The 16,801-nt window shown below is 63.7% G+C and carries 23 protein-coding genes; 9 read left to right on the top strand and 14 right to left on the bottom strand.

Annotated elements, in window-relative coordinates; all coding sequences use genetic code 11:
• Positions 1–36: 36 nt before the first annotated feature.
• The 3 genes from BRAD285_RS17305 to BRAD285_RS17295 all read left to right on the top strand — a co-directional run bounded on the left by BRAD285_RS17305 (position 37) and on the right by BRAD285_RS17295 (position 2,246).
• The gene (locus BRAD285_RS17305) at positions 37–879 is read left to right on the top strand and encodes an SH3 domain-containing protein (RefSeq protein WP_006611767.1); all 843 of its coding nucleotides are present in this window, start codon (positions 37–39) and stop codon (positions 877–879) included.
• Positions 880–1,001: 122 nt separating this feature from the next.
• Positions 1,002–1,724 (top strand): DUF3750 domain-containing protein, encoded by a 723-nt coding sequence (locus tag BRAD285_RS17300; RefSeq protein WP_035646233.1) that lies wholly within the window; start codon positions 1,002–1,004, stop codon positions 1,722–1,724.
• A 90-nt stretch (positions 1,725–1,814) separates the two neighbouring features.
• On the top strand, positions 1,815–2,246 hold the full coding sequence (locus BRAD285_RS17295; protein ID WP_006611769.1) for a Rieske (2Fe-2S) protein: 432 nt from the start codon (positions 1,815–1,817) through the stop codon (positions 2,244–2,246).
• A gap of 32 nt (positions 2,247–2,278) precedes the next feature.
• Here BRAD285_RS17295 and BRAD285_RS17290 read toward each other — a convergent pair whose 3' ends face one another.
• The 6 genes from BRAD285_RS17290 to BRAD285_RS17265 form a co-directional block, all read right to left on the bottom strand.
• Positions 2,279–2,509: a zinc ribbon domain-containing protein gene (locus BRAD285_RS17290; protein ID WP_006611770.1), complete on the bottom strand. Its 231-nt coding sequence runs from the start codon at positions 2,507–2,509 to the stop codon at positions 2,279–2,281.
• A 233-nt stretch (positions 2,510–2,742) separates the two neighbouring features.
• The gene (locus tag BRAD285_RS17285; protein WP_244422188.1) at positions 2,743–2,913 is read right to left on the bottom strand and encodes a hypothetical protein; all 171 of its coding nucleotides are present in this window, start codon (positions 2,911–2,913) and stop codon (positions 2,743–2,745) included.
• 555 nt (positions 2,914–3,468) lie between these two features.
• On the bottom strand, positions 3,469–3,660 hold the full coding sequence (locus tag BRAD285_RS17280; protein WP_006611773.1) for a hypothetical protein: 192 nt from the start codon (positions 3,658–3,660) through the stop codon (positions 3,469–3,471).
• A 63-nt stretch (positions 3,661–3,723) separates the two neighbouring features.
• Positions 3,724–4,074: a zinc ribbon domain-containing protein YjdM gene (locus tag BRAD285_RS17275; protein ID WP_006611774.1), complete on the bottom strand. Its 351-nt coding sequence runs from the start codon at positions 4,072–4,074 to the stop codon at positions 3,724–3,726.
• A gap of 151 nt (positions 4,075–4,225) precedes the next feature.
• Positions 4,226–4,510 (bottom strand): DUF2312 domain-containing protein, encoded by a 285-nt coding sequence (locus BRAD285_RS17270; RefSeq protein ID WP_006611775.1) that lies wholly within the window; start codon positions 4,508–4,510, stop codon positions 4,226–4,228.
• 115 nt (positions 4,511–4,625) lie between these two features.
• Positions 4,626–5,405, bottom strand: coding sequence for a transglycosylase SLT domain-containing protein (locus tag BRAD285_RS17265; protein WP_006611776.1), 780 nt, complete (start codon positions 5,403–5,405; stop codon positions 4,626–4,628).
• Between the two features lie 164 nt (positions 5,406–5,569).
• Between BRAD285_RS17265 and BRAD285_RS17260 the strand changes: the two genes are divergently transcribed.
• The 3 genes from BRAD285_RS17260 to BRAD285_RS17250 all read left to right on the top strand — a co-directional run bounded on the left by BRAD285_RS17260 (position 5,570) and on the right by BRAD285_RS17250 (position 8,686).
• Positions 5,570–7,639 carry a methyl-accepting chemotaxis protein gene (locus BRAD285_RS17260; RefSeq protein ID WP_006611777.1) on the top strand — a complete coding sequence of 690 codons (2,070 nt, stop codon included), beginning with the start codon at positions 5,570–5,572 and terminating at the stop codon, positions 7,637–7,639.
• Positions 7,640–7,846: 207 nt separating this feature from the next.
• Positions 7,847–8,131, top strand: coding sequence for a hypothetical protein (locus BRAD285_RS17255; RefSeq protein WP_006611778.1), 285 nt, complete (start codon positions 7,847–7,849; stop codon positions 8,129–8,131).
• A gap of 321 nt (positions 8,132–8,452) precedes the next feature.
• Positions 8,453–8,686: a DUF2171 domain-containing protein gene (locus BRAD285_RS17250; protein ID WP_006611779.1), complete on the top strand. Its 234-nt coding sequence runs from the start codon at positions 8,453–8,455 to the stop codon at positions 8,684–8,686.
• A 347-nt stretch (positions 8,687–9,033) separates the two neighbouring features.
• Here BRAD285_RS17250 and BRAD285_RS17245 read toward each other — a convergent pair whose 3' ends face one another.
• The gene (locus BRAD285_RS17245; protein ID WP_006611780.1) at positions 9,034–10,179 is read right to left on the bottom strand and encodes a cytochrome P450; all 1,146 of its coding nucleotides are present in this window, start codon (positions 10,177–10,179) and stop codon (positions 9,034–9,036) included.
• Between the two features lie 84 nt (positions 10,180–10,263).
• Positions 10,264–10,470: a hypothetical protein gene (locus BRAD285_RS35430; RefSeq protein WP_139020618.1), complete on the bottom strand. Its 207-nt coding sequence runs from the start codon at positions 10,468–10,470 to the stop codon at positions 10,264–10,266.
• Positions 10,471–10,560: 90 nt separating this feature from the next.
• Between BRAD285_RS35430 and BRAD285_RS17240 the strand changes: the two genes are divergently transcribed.
• The 3 genes from BRAD285_RS17240 to BRAD285_RS17230 all read left to right on the top strand — a co-directional run bounded on the left by BRAD285_RS17240 (position 10,561) and on the right by BRAD285_RS17230 (position 12,990).
• Positions 10,561–12,102, top strand: coding sequence for a hypothetical protein (locus tag BRAD285_RS17240; protein WP_006611782.1), 1,542 nt, complete (start codon positions 10,561–10,563; stop codon positions 12,100–12,102).
• Positions 12,103–12,294: 192 nt separating this feature from the next.
• Positions 12,295–12,489, top strand: coding sequence for a DUF433 domain-containing protein (locus BRAD285_RS17235; protein ID WP_035646236.1), 195 nt, complete (start codon positions 12,295–12,297; stop codon positions 12,487–12,489).
• A gap of 186 nt (positions 12,490–12,675) precedes the next feature.
• Entirely contained in the window at positions 12,676–12,990 is a 315-nt protein-coding gene (locus BRAD285_RS17230; protein ID WP_050886832.1) for a hypothetical protein, read from the top strand.
• Between the two features lie 281 nt (positions 12,991–13,271).
• Here the strand turns inward: BRAD285_RS17230 and BRAD285_RS17225 are convergent, their stop codons facing one another.
• From BRAD285_RS17225 to BRAD285_RS35425, 6 genes are all read right to left on the bottom strand, one after another.
• Positions 13,272–13,529: a hypothetical protein gene (locus BRAD285_RS17225; protein WP_006611784.1), complete on the bottom strand. Its 258-nt coding sequence runs from the start codon at positions 13,527–13,529 to the stop codon at positions 13,272–13,274.
• On the bottom strand, positions 13,526–13,828 hold the full coding sequence (locus BRAD285_RS17220) for a hypothetical protein (RefSeq protein WP_006611785.1): 303 nt from the start codon (positions 13,826–13,828) through the stop codon (positions 13,526–13,528). Before BRAD285_RS17220 ends, BRAD285_RS17225 begins: the two co-directional genes overlap by 4 nt.
• Before the next feature lie 46 nt (positions 13,829–13,874).
• On the bottom strand, positions 13,875–14,642 hold the full coding sequence (locus BRAD285_RS17215) for a metallophosphoesterase (RefSeq protein WP_035646242.1): 768 nt from the start codon (positions 14,640–14,642) through the stop codon (positions 13,875–13,877).
• Between the two features lie 152 nt (positions 14,643–14,794).
• Positions 14,795–15,388 (bottom strand): hypothetical protein, encoded by a 594-nt coding sequence (locus BRAD285_RS17210; RefSeq protein ID WP_006611787.1) that lies wholly within the window; start codon positions 15,386–15,388, stop codon positions 14,795–14,797.
• A gap of 97 nt (positions 15,389–15,485) precedes the next feature.
• A complete protein-coding gene (locus BRAD285_RS17205; protein WP_083846379.1) occupies positions 15,486–16,340 on the bottom strand; it encodes a hypothetical protein in 855 nt (284 codons plus the stop codon).
• A 7-nt stretch (positions 16,341–16,347) separates the two neighbouring features.
• A complete protein-coding gene (locus tag BRAD285_RS35425) occupies positions 16,348–16,779 on the bottom strand; it encodes a hypothetical protein (protein WP_139020619.1) in 432 nt (143 codons plus the stop codon).
• Positions 16,780–16,801 lie beyond the last annotated feature (22 nt).

Here is a 16,801-nt window from a genome sequence, read left to right as displayed (position 1 = left end):
GCCACGCTCCCTGCTGAACCAGACAGGAGGGTGCTCGTGGTGAAACTCAAAACGTGTCTCGTCGCTGCGCTGCTGATCGCGACACCGGCCTCGTTCGCCGTTGCCGCGCCGGGCCTGGTGCGAACATCGGCCACAATGCGCGCAGGACCCGGCACCGGTTTTCCGGTGGTCGACAAGATTCCCGCAGGCGCCCGCATCACCATTCACGGCTGCATCGAAGGCGGCGCGTGGTGCGACGTGAGTTTCGAAGGCGAGCGCGGCTGGGTCGCCGCGAGGACGCTCAGGTACCTGTATCGCGAGCAGTACGTCTACCTGCCCGAATATGTCGAATACGTTCCGGTGACGCCCTTCGTGCTGACCACCTATTGGAGCAGCTTCTACTTCGGCCGCCCCTGGTTTCATCGGCACGCGTTTTGGAACCGCTATTGGCTCCGCCACCCGCCGATGATGGCGCAAAATCCGCATCCGACCGGCATGACTCCCGGCAGCCCAGCGCGCGGTCCGGGCGCCGTCGGGCAGGCCGCGGGCGGTGCGGGAGCGATGACCGGATCCACGCCTCCGCCGCGTATGGCGACCGGCGGCTCGCCCGTGCCCGCCGGTGGCCCTGCTGCGGGACCCGCCGTTCCAGCGGGTTCTCCTGGCCAGGCGGCGATGCCGGGGCGCGTTGCGCAGCCCGGCATGGGACGGGGGGCCGGCGCACAGGGAGCCCGTGCGCAGATGGTGGGCATGCGGAGCGGGGGCGGGAGCTCTCTCTCCATGGGCGGCGCGCCCCAGGCCGGAGGCATGGCCGCGATGAGCGCGCCTCGCATGAGCCCCGGCGGTATGCGCGGTGGCGGCGGCCGCTCCGGTTCGGGTGGCGGCGGCTTCCGCCGGCATTGACGCGCGCCTGCCTGCTTGTGTGACGACGAACCGCGCGTCGCCGCTGGCGGTTGCGCGGAGAATGACTACATGCGTCTCATTCTCAGTCATGCTCGCCGTTCTTGCCGGTCGTGAAAAAACTCGTGCTCGTCTTCCTGCTGCTCATCATCGCGCCCCTCTCGCTCTCAGCCGCGAACTATCTGCGCGGCGATCGCCGCGGCAATTGGCAGACCGCGGACCGTTCGAGCGCGGGCCTCTTGCCGCCTCCTGCCCAACATGCCGACGCCATCGTTCGCGTGTTCGCTGCACGCACCGTGCGCTGGCGCGGCATCTTCGCGGTTCACAGCTGGATCGTGGTGAAGGAGAAGGGCGCACCGCGCTACACCCGCTACGACTACACGGCCTGGGGAGAGCCGATCCGCGTCGATGGCTTCGCGCCGGACGGACGCTGGTTCGGGGCGCTGCCCGAGACGGTGCTGGCCGTTGACGGCGACGAAGCCGAGCGCGTGATCCCGAAGATCCGCGGCGTCGTCGAGACCTATCGCTTCCGCACCTATGGCGACTACAACGCCTGGCCGGGACCGAATTCGAATACATTCGTGCAGGCGGCATTGAATGCGGTCCCCGAACTGAACGCCGTGCTGCCGCCGACGGCGATCGGAAAGGACTTTCCCTACGATGGCTGGTGGGGACGGACCGCGTCCCGAACGGGGCTGTTCGTGTCGGCGGGCGGCTATCTCGGCCTGACCATCGGTTGGGTCGAGGGAATCGAGCTGAACTTCTTCGGCGGAGTTCTCGGCATCGACCTGCGCCGGCCTGCTCTGAAATTCCCTGGTATTGGCCGGCTAGGCGTGCCGCTGGCGTAAGGCCTCCGACAAGGGCCATTGGCATGCGGCTTGCTGCGCTTCTGCTCCAGGCGCCACGCGATGTCGCATATGCGCCAGTGGAGGCCCGTGATGAGCACGCTGTTTGCGATCTGCGCGACCTATGAGGTGGACGACGGCACGGCGCGCGGCTTCGTCCTGCAGCGGCGTGAGGCGGATGGCAGCGCCAAGCCCTGGCCGATCCTGGTCACCCGCAAGGGCAACAATTTCTACGGATTCGAGAATGCCTGTCCCCACCAGGGCGCGCGCCTCGACAAGATTCCTGGCGAGTTCATGGACGAGGAGGGCAACTTCCTGGTCTGCGGCCAGCACGGCGCGCAGTTCGATCTCGATACCGGCCAATGTTTCATCGGACCCTGTCAGGGCAAGGCGCTGCTGCCGATCACGCTCGTCATCGATGACGGTGACATCTGCCTGTCCGGCATCGATCTCGACGAGGAGGACGGTCTCGACATTGACGATCCCGAGGATAACGTCCCCGAAGTGCAGATCACATCCGATTGACATCAGGCGCCGACATTGCCGGCGCCGATTGATCAGCGCTTCTTCCGCTCGGCGCGACTGTAGTTGCTGAAATGCCCCTCGCGCGCGGCCTGGGCCCGCGCCGCCTTGATCAGTCCAGGGCTGCGCGCGGGCGGGGCAGGCAGCGACGGCAGGCGCGTCAGCTTGCGGCCGCCGCAGGTCGGACAGACCGGCTTCTCCGATATCCCGATCAGCAACTCGACGTCTTCGGCACAGGTCGCGCAGTGGAAGCTGTAGAACGGCATGACGCATCCCCCTCGTTGACATCAGGGGGCATTGCACGAAGCGGGCCAGTGAAACGGGCGCAAAAATTCCTGATTTCGGCCCGGTCCGGGGTCGTTTGCGTGCAAACGGAGGTCCTTGGCTCCGGGTCCTGTCTCAAACGCGACGCGGCTGACGTCGGGCGCCACCGCGATCTGAGGGCGTCCCGCGCGGCAGCCGGCGTCCAATGGTGGGCGCCGGCCAGCCGTGGACGGACTCAGGCGTGGGTCTTCGGCACGTATTGGCCGGCGACGCACTTGTAACTCTGCAGACGCCACTCGTGATACGGACCCTTGGACATCCAGTCTGCGATTCCGATCTGCGCGTTGACCGCGCAGGATGTCATCGTGATGCCGGACATCTCGCTGTTGGTAACGACCTTCTCCATGCAGAGCTGGCCGTTGCAAAGTAGTGCGACGAGAGTGACGAGCACGTTGATTCTGCCTCCAAAGAGTGGGACCCGGTGAGGATCAACAAAGCAGAGTTCATGCCAAGTTATGAAGCCATGCCGTGCTGCTACGGAAGGGAGTGATACGGGTGTCACTTCATGGCTACAGAAGCGTGATGGATTCACCGCTGATGTCACGCACGGGCCGGTGGGTGTGACGGTGCACCGCTGCTGATGAGACCGCCAATGAGGGGCCGCAGCGTCAGTCGGTCGCTGACCGCAACCTGTGTGTTGCCAAACATCAGGCAGCGGTTGCGCAGTCTTGTAGCGTTTGCGGATGAGAGTTCTGCGGATTTCGATACCGCCCGCGGCTTCAAGTGGGCGTTGAAGGTGTGATTCCCCAGAGGTGGCGGTACGCGCTGTTAGATGGCGGGCCCGGCATAACGCCATCGATCTCAGGTCTCGCCATCTGGCGAAGCATTGGCGCCGACTTCCGATTCGATCCAAGCGGCCGCCACTCTACCGGTCATGAGGCCGGTTCGCTTAAGGTCATCCTCAGGCTTCGTTCAGCCCGGCACCGCGGTCGGTCAGGACCTTCTGGCCTTTGGCGGTCAGCTCGTAGATGTCGCCGTCCTTGGCGACGTAACCTTCGCGAATGAGACCATCGATCTCGTCGTGCCGGTCGGGTGAGAAGGCGATCGCCTGGCCGATGTCCGAAAGCGTCGCGATCTGGTCGTCCGTCAGCATGGCCATCCTCCCGTTGTTCATGCGAACGCTGGGGCGTCGCGAATGTTCCGGGAGGACTGCGCTCTACGCCTTGCGGACGAACTCCGACTTCAGGTTCATCTGGCCGATGCCGTCGATCTTGCAGGCGATGTTGTGACCGTCGCTCGCTTCCTGCAGACGGATGTTGCGCACCTTGGTGCCGCCTTTCACCGTCGAAGACGAGCCCTTGACCTTGAGGTCCTTGATGACGATCACGCTGTCGCCATCCGCGAGCACATTGCCGTTGGCGTCGCGGATGCTGGTATCATCGCCGGCTGTCGCGGCAACGGCGGCATCCGCGCTCCATTCGTGACCGCATTCCGGACAGACCCACAAGGCGCCGTCCTGATAGGCGTGCTCGGAGCGGCATTGCGGGCAGGTCATCGCGTCGGTCATCTCATCCTCGGGCGCTGCAGGAAGCGTGGCGCAGCGATAGAGGCTCGGATGGAACCGGGCAAGGAAAATCCCGGAGGCGGGCAGCGCGCAATGCGGAGGAGCTGCTGCGCGCCGCCGATATCGGCCCTGAGGCTGGTCGCCTCGCCGGGTCTCACGCCGCTTTGCGTTCGGGCGTCTTGGCGGCCGACTCGGACTCGGCCGCGTCCATCGCCCGCAGGTAGGTGTCGAGGAGCGTCTCGTGCTCGTCGCGCTCGTCCTGGTCCTGCTTCCGCAGCTTGATGATCTCCTTCAGGATCTTGACGTCGAAGCCTTCACCCTTGGCCTCGGCAAACACTTCCTTCTTCTGCTCGTTCAGCTCCGCCAATTCGCCATCGAGGTGCTCGATCCGCTCGACGAAGGACCGGATGCGCGCGCCGGGAATGCCGATCTCTGACATGGTGACTCCTGTACTAATGGGAGCCCGAAAATGCCGCCGACTTCGTTGCCAATCTGTTAACACGCGATGCTTGCCCACATTTGCGCATCCGACGTGCTTAACGTGGAACTGGGCGCTAGCTCCGTTCCGAGGCCGCGAGCTTCTGAAACAGCTTCTTCATCGCGTTGACCTTGCCCAGATAGCCGGCGACCGAATGGTCACCGCAGCGCTCGCCGCTCTCCGGCTTGAAGCCGCGGCGGACGAAGCCTGTGGCCGGCCCTGCGCCGCAGAGATGAATCACCGCGGCGAGATCCTGCTTCTGTGCCAGCGTCGGCTTCGCGGCGGGGTGTCGTGCGAGGACGGCGGCGACCTGGCGGTCGAGCGAGATCACGGTGAGCTCTGCCGCATGCGCCGGCCACGCGCGGATATACAGGCTCGACGGGCCGCAGCCGTCGCTCGTCACCTCGTGATCCCGGATGCAGAACCGTGCGGCGTCGGCAAAGGCGCCGTCGGTCATCTGGAACAGGCCGACCGCGCTCGAGGCCGGCTGATAGAGCGCGAACGGATTCCAGGCCAAGCGCCAGCGCCAATAGGTGCGCGCCACCGGATTGCCGGAGCTCTCTGTCTGCGCCAGCGCAGCCAGCAGCTCCGCGGTGATCGCGCGCGTCGCGTGGGCGCGGAACAGTGCCCCATATTGCCGCCACGTCTCCTCCGGCTCCTTGTCCAGCGAGTGGCCGGTGACGACGAACAGCTCGGTCGGCTTGCGCGCGACATGATAGGCGAGATTGATGAGCGCAAAGAGGCACAGCGCCAGCATCACGCCGCAGGCGATCTTCAGCCATCGCGGCGCTGCGCCCGCCACCTGCCGCAGCCGGCGCGCGCCGCGCTGTCCGATTCGCTTTCCCTCGCGCGCCATCGCACGCCAGCGAGCTGCGCGAGGGAGCCTGCGCACTTTTTTTTGCAGTGGAGGGGGGCTGTTCGGCAACTGATTACCTCGATCTTCGGTCTGCCGGTGCATGGTTAAGGAAGAATTTGTGCAATCGCTTCATCCTGCCACTTTCTGGTGTAGGGCGGTGTGTGATGAAGAAGTCGGTCAGTACCCTGCTGATGGTGCTGTTGTCGGTGCTCGCAGCTGGCATCCTCGTGTCCACGGCGATCCTGATGAGCGGCGCTGCGAGCCGCTATCGCGAGAGCGTGGCGACCGAGCAGCTGACGGCGGCTGACAAGGCCATCTTCCAGAATGTCCTCGTCATGCGCGCCCATCGCGGCGACATCCAGAGCGTTCTGCTCAGCGAGGAGGATCCGCGCGCCAAGCTCACGGAATACCAGGGCATCGAGGCCAAAGGCTATGACGGCATCGTCACAGCGCTCGCCGGCGTCGACATGCCCGAGCGCGATGACCTCACGGGTAGGCTGAAATCGAGCTGGGACGCGACGGTTCCGCAGTTCAAGCTGCTGTTCGACGAAGCGGCTAAGCCGCGCGCCGAGCGCGTGCTTGCCCGCACCCAGGCCTGGTACGACGCGATGACCAAGACGCTCGACGCCGCCAATGCGGCCTCGCTCGCCGTGTCCAACCGCGCCTGGATGACGGATCCCGCCATCGCCAAGATGGTACAGGCCCGTCGCCTGGCCTGGCAGGTGCGCGATCGCTACGGTTTGCAGTGCTCGGCGATGCGCCCGAACATCAACAGTTCCAAGCCGCTCGACGAGGCGCAGAAGGGCTCGATTGCGCAATGGCGCGGCACCGTTGCCGCCGGCTGGTCCGGACTCGACGATCTCCTGGCGGGCGCGGGCAGCGCCGAGCTCGCGGCGACGGTCAAGACGTCCCGCGCGGAGGTCGAGGCTGCGCATCAGCGCATGGACCAACTCGCCAAGGGCTTCGACGGCAGCGGCAAGCCGGCCATGCCGGCGCCGGAGTGGAATGCGTTCTGCCAGGGCCCGTTCCAGGGCATCATCAATATCGGCATGACCGCGCTCGACGGCTCCATCGCCCGCGCCGAAGCGATCAAGACTGCAGCACTGAGCAGCCTGATCGTGCAGTCGCTCTCCTTCATCACCGCGCTGCTTGTCGCTGGCATGGCGCTACGCGCCGTGCGCGTCCGTCTGGTGCGTCCCGTTGGCGCGCTGATGCAGGCCATCCACCGCATCGGCCAGCGCGACTACCAGACGCCCGTGCCGCAATTCGCACATGCCGACGAGTTCGGCGCGATGGCCGCAGCCCTCGAAGGCCTGCGCGAGAGCGCCGCGACCGCCGAGCGGCTCGCGGGCGAGCGCGAGTTCGACCAGAGCAAGCGGCTGGAGCGCTCGCAGGCCATCGACAGCGCCTGCAAGAGCTTCGACGACACCGTGCAGGCGGTGATCGTCAGCATGAGCCAATCGACCGGCCAGCTCGATTCCAGCGCCACCGACGTGCGCAAGCTGGTCGACGATTCGACCGAGCAGACCGCCGCTGTCGCCAGCGCCGCTGAGACAGCGACCACCAATCTCGAGACCATCGCCGCCGCCACCGAGGAGCTGACCGCGTCGGTTTCGGAGATCGCTGCCCAAGTGCAGGCCTCCGCCGCCGATGCGCGCCAGGTGGTCGAGCGCGCCGCCCAGACCAACGCCACGGTCGAAATGCTCGACCGTGCCGCCAACCGCATCGGCGAGGTGGTCAAGATGATCACCGCGATCGCGAGCCAGACCAACCTGCTCGCGCTCAACGCCACCATCGAGGCGGCGCGCGCCGGCGAGGCCGGCCGCGGCTTTGCGGTGGTCGCCGGCGAGGTCAAGAACCTCGCGGCGCAGACGGCGACCGCGACCGATGACATCACCCGTCAGATCGCCGAGATCCAGGCCGCCACCGGCGAGTCCGTCGAGGCGATCCGCGGCATCAGCCAGAACATCTCGGGCATCGACGAGAAGATGACGGCGATCGCTGCTGCGGTCGAGGAGCAGCGCGCCGCCACCACCGAGATCTCGCGCAACTTCCAGCAGGCCGCTCAGGGCACCCGCGCCGTCACCGACACGATCGGCTCGGTCGCAGCGCTGAACCGCCAGACCGGCAATGCCGGTGCTGCGATGGTCGAGTCGGTGCGCCGCATGTCTGATGATGCCGATCGTTTCCGCGTAGCCGTGGAGGGCTTCCTCGGCACGGTGCGCAAGGCGTGAGGCCCAGGAGTCGCTGGTCGCCACGACGCGAGCGCGCGTCGTCGGCAGCGCATGCACTGAACGAGTGTCAAACAGCGGGCCGAGCAGATCTCGCTGCGAGCGGATGCGCGAGAGCGATCCCGCGGCGCATGGATGCGCCCGAGTGCTGCTCATCAGCGGCCCCCCAAGGAGAGAGGGCGCGGGGAATGCCGGGCGCTGGCCGCACCCATGGCCCGCCTGCAGCAAAAAAAGCAGGCGGCAGTCACCACAGGTTCAGCCGAGATCACCCGGCATTCCCCGCGCGATGGTTTTCACGCTTATGTCGCGATCTCCCCGGTGTCCGGCTTGGTAGCCACCGTCGCTCCCCGGATCATCATGACCAGAAAGCTTGACGCCAGCGTCGGGGCGCCAGGACCACGCGTCTTCACGTCAGCAAGCCTGCCGTTCGTCGGCGAGCATCAGCCCGCTGCAGCAAACTCACAGCCACCGCATCACCGGCCCCACGTCTCGTGACGATCGCGAAGCGCCCCTCTCGCGGGCCGGGATGGCGGGAGAAAAGCACGAATTCCGAAAAATAGCAAGATGATTATTTTTGTCGGAAGTCTCGGAGTCGTGTGATGCTCCGGTCGCGCGTCGAACGAGACTGCCGTAGGGTGGGCAAAGCGGCGCCGGAGGCGACGCGTGCCCACCATCGGCGCCGCTGGGTGCGGGCGGTGGGCACGGCGCGCCATACGGCCCCGGGTTGGGCGCGCCTTTGCCCACCCGACGGCTCCGGAACCCTTGTCTCACACGCCGGTTGACGCAGCTCTCACATCAACCACGGAGCAACTCGTCATGCTGGACATCAAGGAACACATGGAAGTCATCGGCGCCGACGGCGTGCATGTCGGCACGGTCGACCGCGTCGACGGCAACCGCATCAAGCTGACCAAGAAGGACAGCGGCGAAGGCAGCCACAAGGGCCATCATCACTTCATCGACAAGGGCCTGATCGCCGACGTCGAGGGCGACAAGGTGCGGCTGTCGGCGGTGGGCGCCGTGGCGGTGACGATGGAGGAGGAGAAGTAGGGGCTAAGCCTGGTCAGCGTTGTCCTTAGGCCGCGAGAATTGTAGCTCGGATGAACGACGCAATGTCTGGGGTCTCCAGTGGCTTGCTCATAGCGCCAACCCACTGCTGCCCATGAATGCGCCCTCTCCCCTTGCGGGAGAGGGCATCGCCGGCGCATCCTCATACGCGGTGGGGTGAGGGGTATCTCTCCGCGAGTGAGACTTGTGGAGAGATACCCCTCACCCAAGCGAGCTTGTCGCACTGTCCTACATGCCCTCTCCCGCAAGGGGAGAGGGCGCATTTATTGGCAGCGCGGTTCGTTGCTCATTAGCTTCCCGAGATGATGACTTGATAGTACACCATCGGCTCACTCCACCACGATCACCGCATCGCGTAGCTCATAGCCGCCGCTCACCGGGTTGATGGTCTTGGTCGGCCGCCGCTCCAGGCGCAGGCCTGGAACGCGCATCAGCTGATCGAGGAAGATCGCGGCCTCGTGCAGCGCCACCGCCGCGCCGGGGCAGCGGTGGGGGCCGTCGCCGAAGCTCATCAGGCTGGCGGAGCCTTTGGCGGGGCGCGTGCGGTCCGGATCGAGCTGATGCGGGCAGGCGCCGGCGGCGGCTTCGTCGCGGTTGGCGGCGCCGACATCGATCTCCACCAGGCTGCGGGCCGGGATCGTCGTCGCGCCCGCATCCGTGTGCAGCGTCATCGGGCATGCCGTGCGGCGCTTCAGCACGGACACAACCGGCTCGAGCCGTAGCACCTCCTCGAGAAGGGTCAGGCGCTGTGGCTCGTCGGCGGCGAGGAAGCGCGCGCGCAGAGCATCGTCGTCGAACAGGCGCAAGGCCGCCATCACGATGAACTCGCGCGTGGTCGCCATGCCGGCGGCGCCATAGGTGAGGCATTCGGTCAGGATCTCGCGGTTGGAATAGCCCTCGGCGATCAGATGCGAGACGACGTCCTCGCGCGGCTGACGGCGGCGGGCGCGGATGGCCGGGCGCACGTCGAACCAATAGAAGGCGAGGGTACGGAGCTGGCCGAAGATGGCGTTGCGTAGCGTCACGAGCGAGCCTTGGCCCGAGGGAGCCGTGAAGAAGCGGTTCAGCCGGGCGGCCATCGCGTCGCGCGGACTGTTCGTCAGCCCGATGATGTCGGCGGCCACGGCAACCGCGAGCGTCAGGCTCAGATCGTCGAGGCGGGCGCGGCGCGTCTGGCAAAACTGCGCCACGAGATTGCGGCTGGTCGTCTCCATCAGCTGACAATAGCGCGTCGCCACCACGCGCGGCGTGAAGAACCGCGCGGTGGCGCTGCGCTGCTTCTGATGCGGCTCGCCGTCCTGGTACAGCACCGGGGCGTGGCGCGGGCCGATGAAGCGATGCACCAGCTCCGCATTGAAGCCGGCCTGCCGGACATCGCCCGAGCGCAGCACCTCGCGCGCCGCGGCGAAGCGGTCGATCCGGATCACGGCCGGGCTTTTGGCGATCGATGCGCGTGTCGAGGGCGGTGCGGTCATGTTGAAGCTCACGGCGATCTGGAACTTGCGATGGCCGCACAGCGTGGCGGCCCTCGGCCTGACGTAGGACGGCTGTGCGCCGGATCAATCCTTGCTCGCGCGATGATGATCGGCGGCGGCAGGATGGAACGATGGCGCGGTGTGTAATGCGTCGGCCCTTGCGATCGACGCTACCGCCGCATTCTCCACGTAGCTCGCAACGATGGAGAGGAAGATCCGATCATATACGCAGACAACTTCAGGTTGATTAGTCATTTGATATGGGGTCAAATCCGCCTGCCGAATCTTCATGCATGAGGCCGACGCAGCGTCTCCAACGCTCATATTTAAGAGATGCCGTTTGCCGCGCCGACCCGATTTCGATTCACCAAGGAGTTTTTCATGCGCATGGGCCTTGCCGTTTCGACCTTCTCCATTGTCGTAGGATCAGCCGTGCTCGGCTGGGGACTGACCACGCCACGCCCCGCGCGCGCGTTCCTGGAGGATATCTGCGTCCATCGCGCTGGCGAGGGCCTAAGGAATTGTCTGGCGCCGGCCAGCGCCTGCAAGGATCCGGCGGAGGCGCTGAACCGGGGCTGTCTGCTCGAGGCGGTGCAGTTCGCGCTCATCCCGTCGGGCCGCAGCATGATCCATGCCGATTCCACCTATTTCATCGCGCAAGCGCTCGGCTATCGCGCCGACGTCGCGTATTGGATCGCCGCCTACAATGAGAACTCCGACTATGGGCAGTACCTCCCGATCGATCAGTGCGGCGTGCAGGCGAGCTCGAGCAATTCGGGCGCCGGCTACATCACGGCCGCGTTCAACGGCTTCAAGCGCACCAACAACACCACGGACGGCCCGCTCTATCATTATCTCCTGAACTTCTCGCCGAACGGGCAGGGCACCGATGTGCACGGCGCCAGCGGTGTTCAGGCGGTGTATCCATTTCACTATCCGCCGCCCGGCTATCCCATCACCATCGATGACGTCTATCAGGGGACGCTGTACGACCTCCGGCAATGGGCCATGAAGCCCGACGAGGCGCCGGGCCTGCTATGCACCGCGGGATACACGGTGCCGAACGGCTCCTCGAACTTCAGCGGTCCGAAATGCCTGGCGAACGTTCCGATCAGCGGCAAGGTGCCGCTGCTGGAGAACTATGCGCTCGGGCCGGCGATCAACATCACCTCGGGGCCGAAGGTGCTCGACAACAGCAGCGGCACGGTCGACTACACCCAGCTGAAGTCCTGGCTGGACGACAAGACCAAGACCACCGGCGTGCTGTTCGACGATCCCCGGAAGCCGCCGGTGCCGGTGCAGATCGCCCGCATCGGGCTCTATCTGCACTCCCTCCAGGATGCCTCCTCGCACGGCACCTTCTGCGGCGACGATGCGCCGTCGCCGCCGGGCGGCTCGGATGTCGGCAGCTACATGTTCATGAGCTCCGGCAGCATCAATCTGGTGTTCGGCACCTATTGCGCGACGGGGCCGCATCTGGCGAGCCACGTCCAGGAGACCGGCACTGGCGACACCAGCCTGCCGCTGCGCGACTACGTGGCGCTGAACAACACGCTCGACGAGCTGATCCTGTTCGGCAACAACGTCGCCAAGCCGCGCGGCTGGATCGTCAATCCGAGCCTGCTGCCGCCCAACGTCGTCGGGGGCAAGAGCGCCGCCGGCGACAGCGCCGCCGACCTGAAATCGCGCCTGATCGGCCGCATCGTGCAGGGCCAGCAATGGTCGCGCGCGGAGGTCTACAATTCCGGTGTGATCACCCTGCCGCTGCAACGCACCGACGCGCAGGACCGCCTGAACACGATGAACGCCGCGCTGGGGGCCTATTCGAAGCGGCTGACGAATGCCAACCCCAAGCTGACCCCGCTGCGGCCGATGCCGGGGAATTCGTTCGATCCGAACGACAAGTCGGTGTGCTTTAAGTAGGGAAAGGGTAGGGTGGGCAAAGCGCCGCATGGCGGCGCGTGCCCACCATGCAGCCTCTTTACGACCGCGAACTCCCGCCTCGCCTCCGCACCCGGATCGCGCTACGATGACAGCTGCGGAAGAGGAACGTAGCCATGACCATCAAGGTCGCCGTCAGAGCCGAAGTCGTGCGTGATCCCACGGTGATGAGTGGTGACCCGGTGGTCCGCGGCACCCGCGCCTGCCGAAACCATCCTGGCCTATCTGCGCGCCGGCTATCCGGCGCACGACATCTTCGCCGACTATCCGAGCCTCCCGATCGACGGAATCGACGCGGTGATCCGCTGGGCGGAGGCCACGTATGGAGCCGAATGGCGGACGTCAGAGGAGGCGGCAGCCGGACGTTGAGCGAGCGCTTCCTGATTGACGAGTGTCTGAGCGGCGCCTTGGTGGGAGTCGCGAAGGCCTCGGCTATGAGGCGGATTACGTCACCCATCTCGGGAAGAGCGGTTGGCAGGACTGGAACCTCGTGCGGTTCGCCTGCGCGCCCGACGCGTGCTACTGCTTGTCCGGGCATATGAATTGGAAGCGCAAATGGAGCAGGCGGTCTTAGTGTATATTCGGCTGCGAGAAGGTGAATTCGGGTCCGAGCGCGAATGTGCCGAGATCGCGGATCTCGCAGCAGAGCTGCAGCAGGCGATCGATCACCACGGCGTAGGTGAATTCGATGGCGACGAGTTCGGCGGCGGACGCTGCGTCCTCTTCATGTACGGTGCCGACGCGGATCAACTGTTCGGTGTCATCGCGCCTTTCCTGAAGGCGGCCCCGGTGACGCGCGGCGGCTTCGTGGTCAAGCGATACGGCGAACCAAAGAACCCTGACGCAGCCGAGATCAGGGTCGATCTGTGACGTGTGTATGTTTGCTCGGCGCGGCTTGGATCGTGCCGTGGGGTGGACAAAGCACCGCCGCATGGCGGCGCGTGCCCACCATTGTCACCACCCGCGACACGGTGGGCACAATGCGACGCGGCGTTGCCGCGTGCGCCTCTTTGCCCACCCTACGTAGCACCCGTGCAGCCCGATGAGCGACTTGTCCGCCGAAGCCCAACGGGCGAAGGCGGACGCGATATCCGGGGTCTCCGCCGCAGCAGTAAGGAACCCGGATGTCGCTATCGCTCATCCGCCTTCCGCTAGCCGTTGATCAGCCTGTCGTAATCCGCGTGGCTGCCGATCCAGAACCACACCAGGTCGTCGCCGGTTTCGGCCGCGAGCGCGCGATAGCGCAGTCCGACTCGGACAGACCAATAGCGCCCGACTTTCTTGAAGTGCAGGGAGGGATGACGGGGATCGCGTTTTAGCAGCTCGAAATTCGTGTCGGCGAGATCTCGAATGGCTGAGGGCAACGCCTCATAGGCAGCCCAGAACTTCGGAGACGCAAAGTGCCTCACAGCTCGCGCGAGCGGCCGGCGCGATGCGCCGCCAGCGCCTCGTCAGCCAATTCATTCAGTTTGGTATCCAGTTTGCCGGCCTGTGCGTCCTGCTCGATCGCTGCATCGAACTGCTTCGCGTCGAACCGCTCGAACCACGCCCGAAAGCGCGCCAGCTCCGCCGGCGGCAGCTGCTCGATGGCTTTTTCGAGATCTTCGGCTGTTGTCATGTGACGAAGGTAACATCGCATCAGGGGAAGGGAAAGGGGAACGGCATCGGTCTGCGTAGCCCGGATGAGCGCAGCGATATCCGGGTTCATCGCTGCCGTCAGAGGCGAACCCGGATGTCGCTATCGCTCATCCGGGCTACGCGACCTCAACCACCAGGGCCGGATCGAAGGCCGGGTTCTCGCGGCCATAGCCGTGCGGGGTGCAGATCACGCGGGTGGTGCCGATCGAATAGTCCGAGGGCGTGTGGATGTGGCCGTGGATCCAGAGCGCGAGGCGCGTCGCCTGGATCAGCGCCGAGAGATCGGAGGCGTAGGCGGCGGTGACGCGGTCGTTGCGATAGGTCTCGGCGACGGAGCCCCAACCGGGAGCGTGGTGGGTGACGACGACGGTCGGGCCGTCGAACGGCGTCTCTAGGAGACCCGTGAGCCAGGTGCGGGAGCTCCGGTGCAGGCCGAGCGCCTCCTGCGGGCGGAAGCGTAGCCAGGGCTGCTTCCGCCAGGTGATGCGGCGATGGTCGTTCATCCGGTCGCGGCACACCGCCATGGTGTGGACCTCGCTGCCCGGCCCGAAGATCGCATAGTCGGTCCACAGCGTGCAGCCGGCAAAGCGCACGCCCGCGAGCACGACCGCGTCGTTCTCCAGGAGATGCACGCCGAACCGCGCCGCCTCCGCGCGCGCCAGCTTCAGCTCCTCCGGATAGGTGCGGTGATAGAACTCATGGTTGCCCATCACCATGACGATCGGCACGTCGTCGGCCACGATCTCGCGCAGCCGCGCAAACCCGTTCACCGCCCCCTCGCCAACATCGCCGGCGACCACGACCACATCGACCCCGGGCAGCGCCTCGATCGGCTTGATGTCGGCCACGTCGGCGTGGAGATCGGAGAAGATGTGGAGGTGCATGGGGGCGGGGAGGTGGAGCCCAGGGCTCGGTGCGTAGGGCGCGTTAGCGAAGCGTAACGCGCCGCTCCGGTCAAGCAGCGGATTGCGCCGCGCCAATTCGCCCACCGATTGCCATCATCGGGAATCTTTAATTGAGCGAAATTCGTTGGCCATTAATGCATGCTCCAGATCATCTGAATCTTAGTTGGTTTAGATGGCGGCAAGATCACTTTTCCCGTTTGTACGCAAGTTGAATAGAACAATAAGCCGGTGAAGGCGAAGAAAGCCAGCCAGTACACACATCCAATTAGAAAGCTATGGCCACGGAGCCATCGTACCGCCCGGGCGGTTGTCTCTGCGTGCTCCGTAGTCAATACGCCTTTGAAGGTCGTTCCGTTCTCTTTAAGAGCCCGAGCTTCAGTGAATAGGAACTGTCCTTCAATCAGTCGGATGACTCGCTCGCTGAAATGGATCAGTCGGCGGTTTCGCCTATCTAATCCGAAAAAGATGATCGACAAGATGGCGCCGGCGCATGAGGCGATTTGTCCGGGCATGTAGCCAACCGTTTCCCTTTCTCTAAACAAATAAAAGCATCCGCCAAACATGAATGGAGCTAAGATGATAAAGAAGTGGAATAGCTGCGTGCGCTGTCGAGCGTGGAAATCGAAGTAGCGCCAAGATAGCTCGAAACGCATTTTTCCAAATTCTAAAGCGGCACGTGCATCTTCCGGTGGTTGGGCGCGCGACAAAATATCCGCCAATTGCATTGTAAGCTCACTCGCTGGACAAGACTATCAGCATTGCCTGTCGGCGCCTCGCTTCGGAATTAGCGATAATCGAGGTGTTCCCTCTAAGTAGATCCATTTAGGACATGCTCATCAAGTCGAGGCCGTTCGGGTCAAACATGTCTTGAGCAAGTCGTACCGACACCCATGCGGCATTGCCGCTAGCGGCGTATCGATCGGTTGAATTGTTGTCCTTAAGTTCTGCGTAATCCGATATGCCCCTAACGACAAAGCCTTTGATGTTTCGCCGGCCGCTGATTTTTGCATATCGATGCAGAGAGTACAAAAATCCTCCGGCTTCCATTTCTACGCATGCTACATTATGTCCCTGCGACAGTATTCTTTTGGTCACTTGATCGCCAGATGCAACATAATCCCAGCTGAAGATTGCGTCGTAGTGGACCGAGTAGCCGCGCTGCATCTCCGAAGGCTTGAAGAGTTCTCCGATTCGGCGTTCAAGCCTCTTCGAGAGATCTGCGTCCAAGTAGTTCGTGTTTCTGCCTCCCGGCCGGTACTTAAAGCAAGGGCTTCCATCCTCACAGTGGCCGCCATTATCTTCGATCTTGTCCTGAAATTTCCAGTGCACTGAGCTGCCAACTACTACCTCGCGCTTAGGATATTTAGTTCGATTGAGCGAGCCTGCAATTCCACATAGGATTACGTTTGTCGGTTGGCAGCGTTCTAAGAAAGCGATAGTTTCTACGGCTGCAGTGGCTTGGCCTTTCTCGCCAATTACACCGGTATGAATTATCGCGTCAGTGTCTCCAGTGCGTTTCGTCCATTGATCGATCGATGCGTCACGGAGTTTTGGTGATACTTTCTTCCGGGTCCAGCCTTGGGACTCGAGTGCGGACCAAAAAGATTCGAGCTCTGGCGATACCAGGGCGGCTATGATGCCTACGCTGGGTATAAATTTTTCTTTTTCAATGGTCATGGGTTTGCTAGGGCCTGATAGGGCTCCCCTCTCTTCCGATTTTAAATGCGCTGTCAAAGTTTGAGGAGTTTGGGAATCCCGAGAAGTAGATTTTCGAAACGTCGTATCTATAAAGGAGGTCGTGAAAAGAACTTCTTGATACGATCAGATGACGAATATCTATTCCACTGTAGTCTACGTGGCTATCCAGGCGAAGTACTACGCTTATGCAGCCATCTTGTGCTGAAGCGTGAAGTATTTGTGTTCCAGTTAGTTGATAAAAGTCGATGATGAAGTTGTAGGCAACAATCTGAGCCGATCTAGAGAATGGCCGGTCTATTATAAATTTTACTAAGGGCTTTCCGGCGTGCTCGTCTTCTAAAAGTGGCGTAGGCTTTGTTAGCTTTAATGACGAGGCTATTAGATCGTAGGTGCTATCATCGGTTGCTAATGCGGTCATTGTTTAGTCCCCCGAATCAATA

The organism is Bradyrhizobium sp. ORS 285 (assembly GCF_900176205.1).
Taxonomy (GTDB): domain Bacteria; phylum Pseudomonadota; class Alphaproteobacteria; order Rhizobiales; family Xanthobacteraceae; genus Bradyrhizobium.
The sequence above is the reverse complement of the archived record's forward strand: the minus strand, read 5'-3'. Positions and strand labels throughout refer to the sequence as shown.